This is a genomic window from Marinimicrobium sp. UBA4509, assembly GCF_002388575.1.
Lineage (GTDB): Bacteria > Pseudomonadota > Gammaproteobacteria > Pseudomonadales > Cellvibrionaceae > Marinimicrobium > Marinimicrobium koreense.
In genome coordinates this window covers 1-7,713 of record NZ_DGMV01000036.1, presented here as the reverse complement: position 1 = coordinate 7,713, position 7,713 = coordinate 1, and the positions used below count along the sequence as shown (strand labels likewise).

Sequence of the window (7,713 nt, the reverse complement as noted above, 5' to 3'; positions counted from 1 at the left end):
GCTCATCAGCTACAGCCCGGCTCGCAAGCGCGAGCCGTCGAGGGTCAGTAGGTGTAACGCAGGCCGAGGTAAACCTCTCGGCCAGTGGTGTTGTACTCACGCACCAGGTTCATGTCGCCCAGCGGACCGGTGGTGTACAACCGCTCGGTCTCGTTGGTCATGTTGATGCCTTCCAACGTCACCTTCAGGTCATCGGTGATGTTGTAGAACGCCGACATGTCCAGACGGGTTGGACCGGTGGTCGCTTCCTGGGCGTTGCCGTTGCTGCCATTCGGGCTGGTGATGTAGTCATCCCGGCCGTTGATGGAGCCACGGATGCCGTAGCGATCGGTCTCGTAGTACAGCGTGAAGTTGTAGCTTTCTTCCGACAGGCCCGGCAACGTGCTCACCACCGAACCGAAGTTCGCCTCGGAGCTCACGTAGGTGTAGTTGGCAATCATACCCAGGTTGTCGAACGGTGCCGGCAGGAAGGTGAACGGCTGCTGATACGCGATCTCCACCCCATCGAGCTGAGCGCCATCGCCGTTGACCGGCTGGGAGGTAAACCAGGCCGAGCCGTTGATATCCACCGCGTTGGGCTCAAACAGCGGAGAATCCGGGTCGTAGGCCGGGTAGTTGGACACGATCTGGCGCAGCTCCGGGGTGAGCGGTCCTTCCACTTCGTCACCGCTGATGAAGCTTTCGATGTCTTTGTGGAACAGGGTCACCGCCAGCAGCGCTTCGCTGTCGAAGTACCACTCCAGGCCCAGATCCACGGCGCTGGCGCGCATCGGGTCGAGGTTCGGATTACCGCGGCTGATGTTGCCGTTGATCGGGGTTACGCCGGTCACGGTGGGTGACAGGCTGCCCAGTCCCGGACGGGTGATGTTGCGGGAGATGTTGGCGCGCAACAGCAGGTCTTCTTCAATTTCCCACACGATGTTGGTCGAGGGCAGCACGTCGGTGTAGGCGTTGTCCTCGGACAGCAGGATCGCCTCACCGGTGACCGGATCTTCGGTAGCACCGCTGGAGGTCATGAACGTCCGGGCGATACGCAGGCCGGTGTTTACCCGGAAGGGACGGTCAAACACGCTGGTTTCAAAGTCCACTTCACCGTACAGGCCCATGGTCTCTTCCTGTACGTTCCAGGAGGAGGCGTCGACCGGCACCGGGGTGAATTGACCCGCACCGTAGGCGGCAATGGTGTTGTCGAAGTGGGCGATCAGGAAGTCGCGGGGAAAGCCGCCGGGCGCATCCAGGCCGCTGGCAAAGTCATCGATACCGATACCGGTCAGTGAGGTGGCCAGATCCGAGGTCACTTCATCCGGTGCATCGATGGTGCCTTCGGTCGGGTTGTAGCGCAGAGAGTCCACTTCCCGGTCGTTGTAGATAAAACCGGTTTTGAACACGGCGCCGCCCTGCTCGGTTTCCAGATCCAGGCGGAAGGTGGTGTTGTCACGATCCACCACGTCTTTGCGCAGCGTCGGGCCGGAGAAGAAGTAGTTCGACGGTTCCAGAATATCGAACCCGTAGCTCATTTCCGCAATGTCGGAATCCGCACCGAAGTCGAAGCTGAAGTCGTGACCTTCCGAGGCGGTCAGGTTGAAGCGGTACTGTTCTTCATCGTGCTCGGAGTTGGCGTTACCCAGCATGAAGCTCAGTTCGGTGCGATCGCTCAGATCGTACTTACCGGAGAACACGGTCTGCAGGAAAGTGGTTTCCGAGAACTGGCCGCGGCTTTCCGAACGCGGGGTCACGTTCTGGAAGGTACCGGCCACGATCTGACGGCCGGCGGCATCCAGGGTCACACTGGTGGGTGTGATTTCATCGAAGGTGTTCCGGAACTGGGCGAAGTAGTTGTAGGACTCGCGGTCGTTCGACAGCTCGGAACCGACGATGTCCAGACCCAATTCCAGGCGATCATTGGGGCGGAACTGGAAGGCGGCGGTCACACCGGTGCGATCCTGGGTGTTGCCGAAGTAGTCCATCCGGGGCAGGCGCGGGGTCCACATGTAGTCGAGCGGATCGTCACCTTGAGTGTATTCGGGGTGGTTGGTATCCGGGTCGGGCGTGCCGTTGATGGTGGTACCACTGGTGTCCGCCCAGCTCTGGCCGTTGGCAAACGGCGAGGTATAGCGCACGGTGCCGAAACCTTCCTGACGCACGGTGCGGGTTGAATGGGCCACCGAAAACAGCACCCCGACGGTGTCGTCCATAAAGGTGTTGCTCACCAGCGCGGCGAATCGCGGGTCGGCTTCGTCGGCGACGTTATCCACGGTGAACTGGCCGCTGACGCTGGCGTTCAGGCCGGGGTTATCAAACGGCTTGGCGGTAAACAGCTCCACGGTACTGGCCAGACCGCCCTCTTCCACCGACGCCTTGGGCGACTTGTGAATGTCGATGCGGTTGAACAGTTCCGAGGCGAAGATGTTGAAGTCCATGGAGCGGCCGCGGTTGACGCCGCCGGAGGAGTCCAGGCCGCCGGCACTGCCGGGTACTTCCATACCGTTCAGGGTACTGCGGGTGAAATCCGGGCTCAGGCCGCGCACGGTGATGCTGCGACCTTCACCGCCCTCGCGGGTGATGGCCACACCGGGGACCCGTTGCAGGGACTCGGCCAGGTTGAGGTCGGGCATTTTACCCATGTCTTCAGCGACAATGGTTTCGACGTTGTTGGCGGAATCGCGTTTGATGTCCAGCGCGCGTTCCAGACTCTGGCGGAAGCCGGTGACCACCACCTCTTCCAGGGCGCCAGCACCTTCGTCTTGGGCGTGGGCAGCGGGCATGGCAGCAGCAGCGAGCGCCAGGGCGAGCGGGCTCAGGTGGAATACTTTCATTCTCAAACTCCCTCAATGTTTATTGTTAGAACAGGGTTCTTGTATTGGAATGGCAACTCAATGGTTGCGCAATCAAATAATGGCACAGGTGTTACATGGGGTAAAGGGTTCGACGCAAAATAGACGACTTTACTTGAGTTAAGTCACAAAATACGGCTACTAAGGCATTTTGGCGCATGTAACAGCATTTTATAAATGCCAAAGGCATAAAAAAGCCAGGCCGTTATTTCAACCTGGCTTTACGGGTGTTGCTAGTGGTGTAAGAAGAACGCCGATCGATCTTAGGCGCTCATTCCCAGATCCCGGTTCACACCATTGATCAGCGCTTTGATGGCGGCCGCGACAATGTTCTTATCCTGCCCGACGCCAAACACCGGCTTGTGATCACCCACTTTCACTTCGACATAGCATACCGCCGCCACATCGGAGCCGGCTCCCAGGCCGTGCTCGTGGTAATCCACCACCGTAATGGTCTGACCGGCGTGCTCACCCAGGGCCTTGGCGGCGGCATCAATCGGGCCATTGCCGGTACCGGTCAACTCCACTTCCTGGCCCTGGAACTTGCCCAGGATCAGGGTGTTCACCACGCCGTCTTCGCCATCACTGACCCGACTGCTGGTGTACACATAAGGCGCGTTGACCTGCAGATACTCCTGATCAAACAATTTGTAGATATCGCCACTGGCGACCTCTTTGCCCGAGGTGTCACTGACTTTCTGGACCACGCCACTGAACTCGATCTGCAGACGACGGGGCAATTCATAACCGGCCTGCTGCTGAAGCAGGAAGCTGACACCGCCCTTGCCGGACTGACTGTTCACCCGCACCACGGCATCGTAGCTGCGGTTGAGGTCCGCCGGGTCAATGGGCAGATAAGGGACTTCCCAATAGCCCTCCGGGTCCTGCACCGCAAAGCCCTTCTTGATTGCATCCTGGTGTGAGCCGGAAAAGGCGGTGAACACCAACTCACCCGCATAGGGATGGCGCGGATGAACCGGAAGCTGGGTGCACTCTTCGGCCAACTGGCGGATCTGATCAATGTCGGTGAAATCCAGACCCGGGTGAACGCCCTGAGAGTAGAGGTTCATGGCCAGGGTCACCAGATCCACATTACCGGTGCGTTCGCCGTTGCCGAACAGACAACCTTCTACCCGGTCAGCCCCGGCCATCACCGCCAGCTCGGCGGCCGCCACGGCGGTACCCCGATCGTTGTGCGGGTGCACACTCAGAATGATGCTCTCGCGATTGTTGAGGTTGCGGTGCATCCACTCGATCTGGTCGGCGTAAGTGTTGGGCGTGGACATTTCCACGGTCGCCGGCAGGTTGAAAATCATCTTGCGTTCGGGTGTCGGCTGCCAGATGGCCGAGACCGCATCGCACACCTCTTTGGCGAACTCCACTTCGGTGCTGGAGAACACTTCCGGCGAATACTGGTACACCCATTCGGTGCCCGGTTGAGCTTCGGTGAGCTCTTTCACCCAGCGGGTGCCGCGCTCGGCAATCTCTTTGACGCCGGCCTTGTCGGTCTTGTAGACGATCCGGCGGAACGCCGGCGCCACGGGGTTGTACATATGCACGATGGCCCGGCGCGCGCCTTTGAGCGATTCCACGGTGCGGGCGATCAGATCCTGGCGCGCCTGGGTGAGCACCTCGACAGTGACGTCATCGGGAATGTGATCTTCCTCGATCAGGCGACGTACAAAGTTGAAATCGGTGTCGGAGGCCGACGGAAAGCCCACTTCAATTTCCTTGAAGCCGATCGACACCAGGGCTTTGAACAGGCGCAACTTGGTGTCCACATTCATCGGATCGATCAGGGCCTGATTGCCATCGCGCAGGTCGGTGCTCATCCAGATCGGCGCCTGATCAATGACCTTGTTGGGCCACTGACGGTCCGGGAGCTGAATGGGCTCGAAACGACGGTATTTCTTGGCGGGGTTGGCAATCATGGCTCGGCTCCGTTGGCACAAACTTCGGTTTAAGGCACAAACATGGGTTTAAAAGGTTGCCCGAGGAGAGCGGTGACGTTCAGCCGGGTAGGCTGTTCAGTGGGGAGCAGAACGCTGCGGGTAGCAGTGAGAGACATCCCCGGGGTGGGCTTGTGGCCCGCCGCTCATCCGTTATCAGGCATTGGGGATAGTATATGGCTTACAGGCCGCCAATAAATTGCTAAGATGACTCAGATAACGCCGGTATTGGCAATTTATGCCAACAATTTAACCGTAATCAGAATATTGTATCCCCATGACCACTAAACTCGATCGTTACGACCGCATGATCCTCGACACCCTGCAGCATCGGGGGCGGATTACCAACCAGGAACTGGCCGAAGCCATCAGCCTTTCACCCTCCCCCTGCCTACGCCGGGTGAAACAGATGGAGGAAGACGGACTGATCGATGGCTATGTGGCGCTGTTGAACGCCCGCAAGTTGGGGCTGAACCTGATGGCGTTTATTGAAATCAGCATGGACAAGCACACCCCGGACCGGTTCAGCGCCTTTGAAGATACGATTGCGACTTATCCGGAAGTGCTCGAATGTCACCTGATCACCGGCCAGTCTGCCGACTACCTGCTCAAGGTGATTGTGCGGGATATGGATGCCTATCAGCAGTTTCTGTTGCAGAAGCTGACCCGGATCGAGGGGGTGAGCGGTGTGCATTCGTCCTTCGTATTGAAAAGTCCGATTAACAGCACCGCCCTCCCCGTCGACTGATTAATGATAGTGAGCAATCACTTCCGAGGCCAGTCGTCGGTCCGGAAGGGAGTCGCCGGCAGGCCCTCGCGATTGCACAGGTTGGCCTGATCCGGGTTGTCCGCCCAGGCATAGCGTACCGCCGTCGGCCGGCGAACTTCAGCGCTCTGTACCACCACGGAATCGCCTTCGATGCGCGCATCGGCCCAGACAAAATCGCGGTCTTCGCCGGCGATGGCAAATTCGGCCAAGGGTTTACCGTTACAGGAGGCCAGCCCCGAGCCGGTATGCTCAAAGCTCAGGCGGACCTGGCGTCCATCCACTTCCATCCCGGTATAGATCGGACCAAAGGCCACCAGGTCTTCATCATAAACCACCGCCTGCGCGGCCAGGGCCAGCCGTTCACCCACGGTCTGCTTATCCAGCGGGTGAATATCGTTCCACTCGCCGACGTCTATGGCCACCGCCATACCGGTGTGGGGGACACGCAAGGTATTCAGTTGGGCTTCGCGCAGGCGGGCCCAGTCGCTGTCCACCGGCTCATCCCGGGTTTTCAGGTAGTTGGCCAGCTGCACAAAAATGAACGGCTGATCGGGCTGCGCCCACTGGCGACGCCACTCGTTGATCACCGCCGGGAAGGATTCGTTGTACTCCGCCTCGCGACCAACATTGGATTCGCCCTGGTACCAGATGACGCCCTTGATGGCATAATCGGTCAGCGGTGCAATCATGCCGTTGTACAACCCCATGGGTTTCCAGCGGATGAAGGTGGGCGGATCCAGGTTGTCCAATTGCGCACCCTGCTTGACCTTCCACTCACCGGTCAGATCGAAGGCTTCATCCTCCCGACGCAGCTCATAGGGCTTGTCTTCCACAAAACCCGGTCGACCATTCTCACTGGTCAGGCGCACGGTCAATACATTTTCACCCGCCTTGAGCAGGCCTTCGGGCACCTCGTACCAGCGCGGCGGGTATTGGTAGCCGGTTTGTCCGACGCGCTCTCCATTCAGGTAGGTCACATCCGCGTCCACCAGGCGGCCCACTTCCAGAAAGGCCGCTTTACCGGCCCAGTCTTCCGGCAGAGTGATGGTTTTGCGCAGCCACCAGACACCGTTGGCCTTGCCCTCTTCCCCCCAGGAACCGGGCAGTGTCACCGTTTCCCAGTCGCTGTCATCAACCTCCGGCTTGGCCCAGAGGGCCTCGCCGTTCTTGAAGCCGGGGTCCAGTTCGTCCCGACGCTCACGCCACTGTTGACCCCGAGCGCTATCCGCCGAGCTCACCTGCTCAATCAAGTCATCATCCCGCCAGCGCTTGGCCTCTTCCAGGTGGTGCGGGAAGGCTTTCAGGGCGGACTCACTCAACCAGGCTTCCGACGGTGATCCCCCCAGGGCGGCATTGATCACACCCACCGGCACGTCGTATTGCTGATGCAGGTCCTTGGCGAAAAAGTACCCCACCGCGGAAATACCCGGCAGGGTTTCGGGAGTCACCGACAGCCATTCACCACCGTCCAGGTCCGGCTCGGGGTGTTTGAATTGATAGCGGTCAGGGACTTCAAAAAAGCGGATCTCGGGATAATTGGCTTCGGCCATTTCCTCGGCGTAAAGCGGTTTGGTCCGGGCCATGGTCAGCTCCATATTGGACTGACCGGAGGCGAGCCACACGTCCCCCACCAGAACATTCTCCAGGGTAAGGGTGTTCTCACCTTTAACCGTCAGCTCATAGGGGCCGCCGGCTTTCATTTCTGGCAAGGTCAGCTGCCAGCGCCCGTCATCGGCGGTCACGGTTTGCCACGTGAAACCCTGAAAGTGAACACTCACTGCCTCGTCCGGATCGGCCCAACCCCATACCCGGATTTCCGTGTCTCGTTGAAGTACCATGCCATCGCTGATCAAGCGCGGCAGGGTGACTTCGGCCTGAACGGCGGCACAACTGAGCGCCGCCCCCATCATCAATGCTCCAACCCGGTATTTCATCGTTATTAAACTCTCTTTGAATTAAAGGTGGCGCCGGTACACGTCAGGAACCAGGCTGTTATAGTCGTACTGATTATAACAATCCTGTGCTCATACTCCACCTCAAAACCCTCAGCGTGAAGAAGTGCCGTAGTCACCTTTTGGATAACTTTATATTCATGTTGACAACAATAAGCGGAGCGAATTTACTCACTCCCTAGAACCCTTTGTCTAACGTCAATTACTTT

General features: G+C 58.9%; 4 protein-coding genes. 1 reads left to right on the top strand and 3 read right to left on the bottom strand.

Annotated features, from left to right (window positions below; genetic code table 11):
• Positions 1 to 44: 44 nt before the first annotated feature.
• Both B3520_RS05185 and leuA read right to left on the bottom strand, forming a co-directional pair.
• The gene (locus tag B3520_RS05185) at positions 45 to 2,816 is read right to left on the bottom strand and encodes a TonB-dependent receptor (RefSeq protein ID WP_286805783.1); all 2,772 of its coding nucleotides are present in this window, start codon (positions 2,814 to 2,816) and stop codon (positions 45 to 47) included.
• Between the two features lie 281 nt (positions 2,817 to 3,097).
• Positions 3,098 to 4,765: a 2-isopropylmalate synthase gene (leuA, locus tag B3520_RS05180; RefSeq protein WP_286805781.1), complete on the bottom strand. Its 1,668-nt coding sequence runs from the start codon at positions 4,763 to 4,765 to the stop codon at positions 3,098 to 3,100.
• A gap of 295 nt (positions 4,766 to 5,060) precedes the next feature.
• Between leuA and B3520_RS05175 the strand changes: the two genes are divergently transcribed.
• On the top strand, positions 5,061 to 5,531 hold the full coding sequence (locus tag B3520_RS05175) for an Lrp/AsnC family transcriptional regulator (protein WP_024461789.1): 471 nt from the start codon (positions 5,061 to 5,063) through the stop codon (positions 5,529 to 5,531).
• A 17-nt stretch (positions 5,532 to 5,548) separates the two neighbouring features.
• Here B3520_RS05175 and B3520_RS05170 read toward each other — a convergent pair whose 3' ends face one another.
• On the bottom strand, positions 5,549 to 7,486 hold the full coding sequence (locus B3520_RS05170; RefSeq protein WP_286805779.1) for a sialate O-acetylesterase: 1,938 nt from the start codon (positions 7,484 to 7,486) through the stop codon (positions 5,549 to 5,551).
• Positions 7,487 to 7,713 lie beyond the last annotated feature (227 nt).

Excerpts from the sequence above, each read along its gene's own strand:
- B3520_RS05185 (WP_286805783.1), bottom strand. The coding sequence starts at position 2,816 with ATGAAAGTATTCCACCTGAGCCCGCTCGCCCTGGCGCTCGCTGCTGCT.
- leuA (WP_286805781.1), bottom strand. The coding sequence starts at position 4,765 with ATGATTGCCAACCCCGCCAAGAAATACCGTCGTTTCGAGCCCATTCAG.
- B3520_RS05175 (WP_024461789.1), top strand. The coding sequence starts at position 5,061 with ATGACCACTAAACTCGATCGTTACGACCGCATGATCCTCGACACCCTG.
- B3520_RS05170 (WP_286805779.1), bottom strand. The coding sequence starts at position 7,486 with ATGAAATACCGGGTTGGAGCATTGATGATGGGGGCGGCGCTCAGTTGT.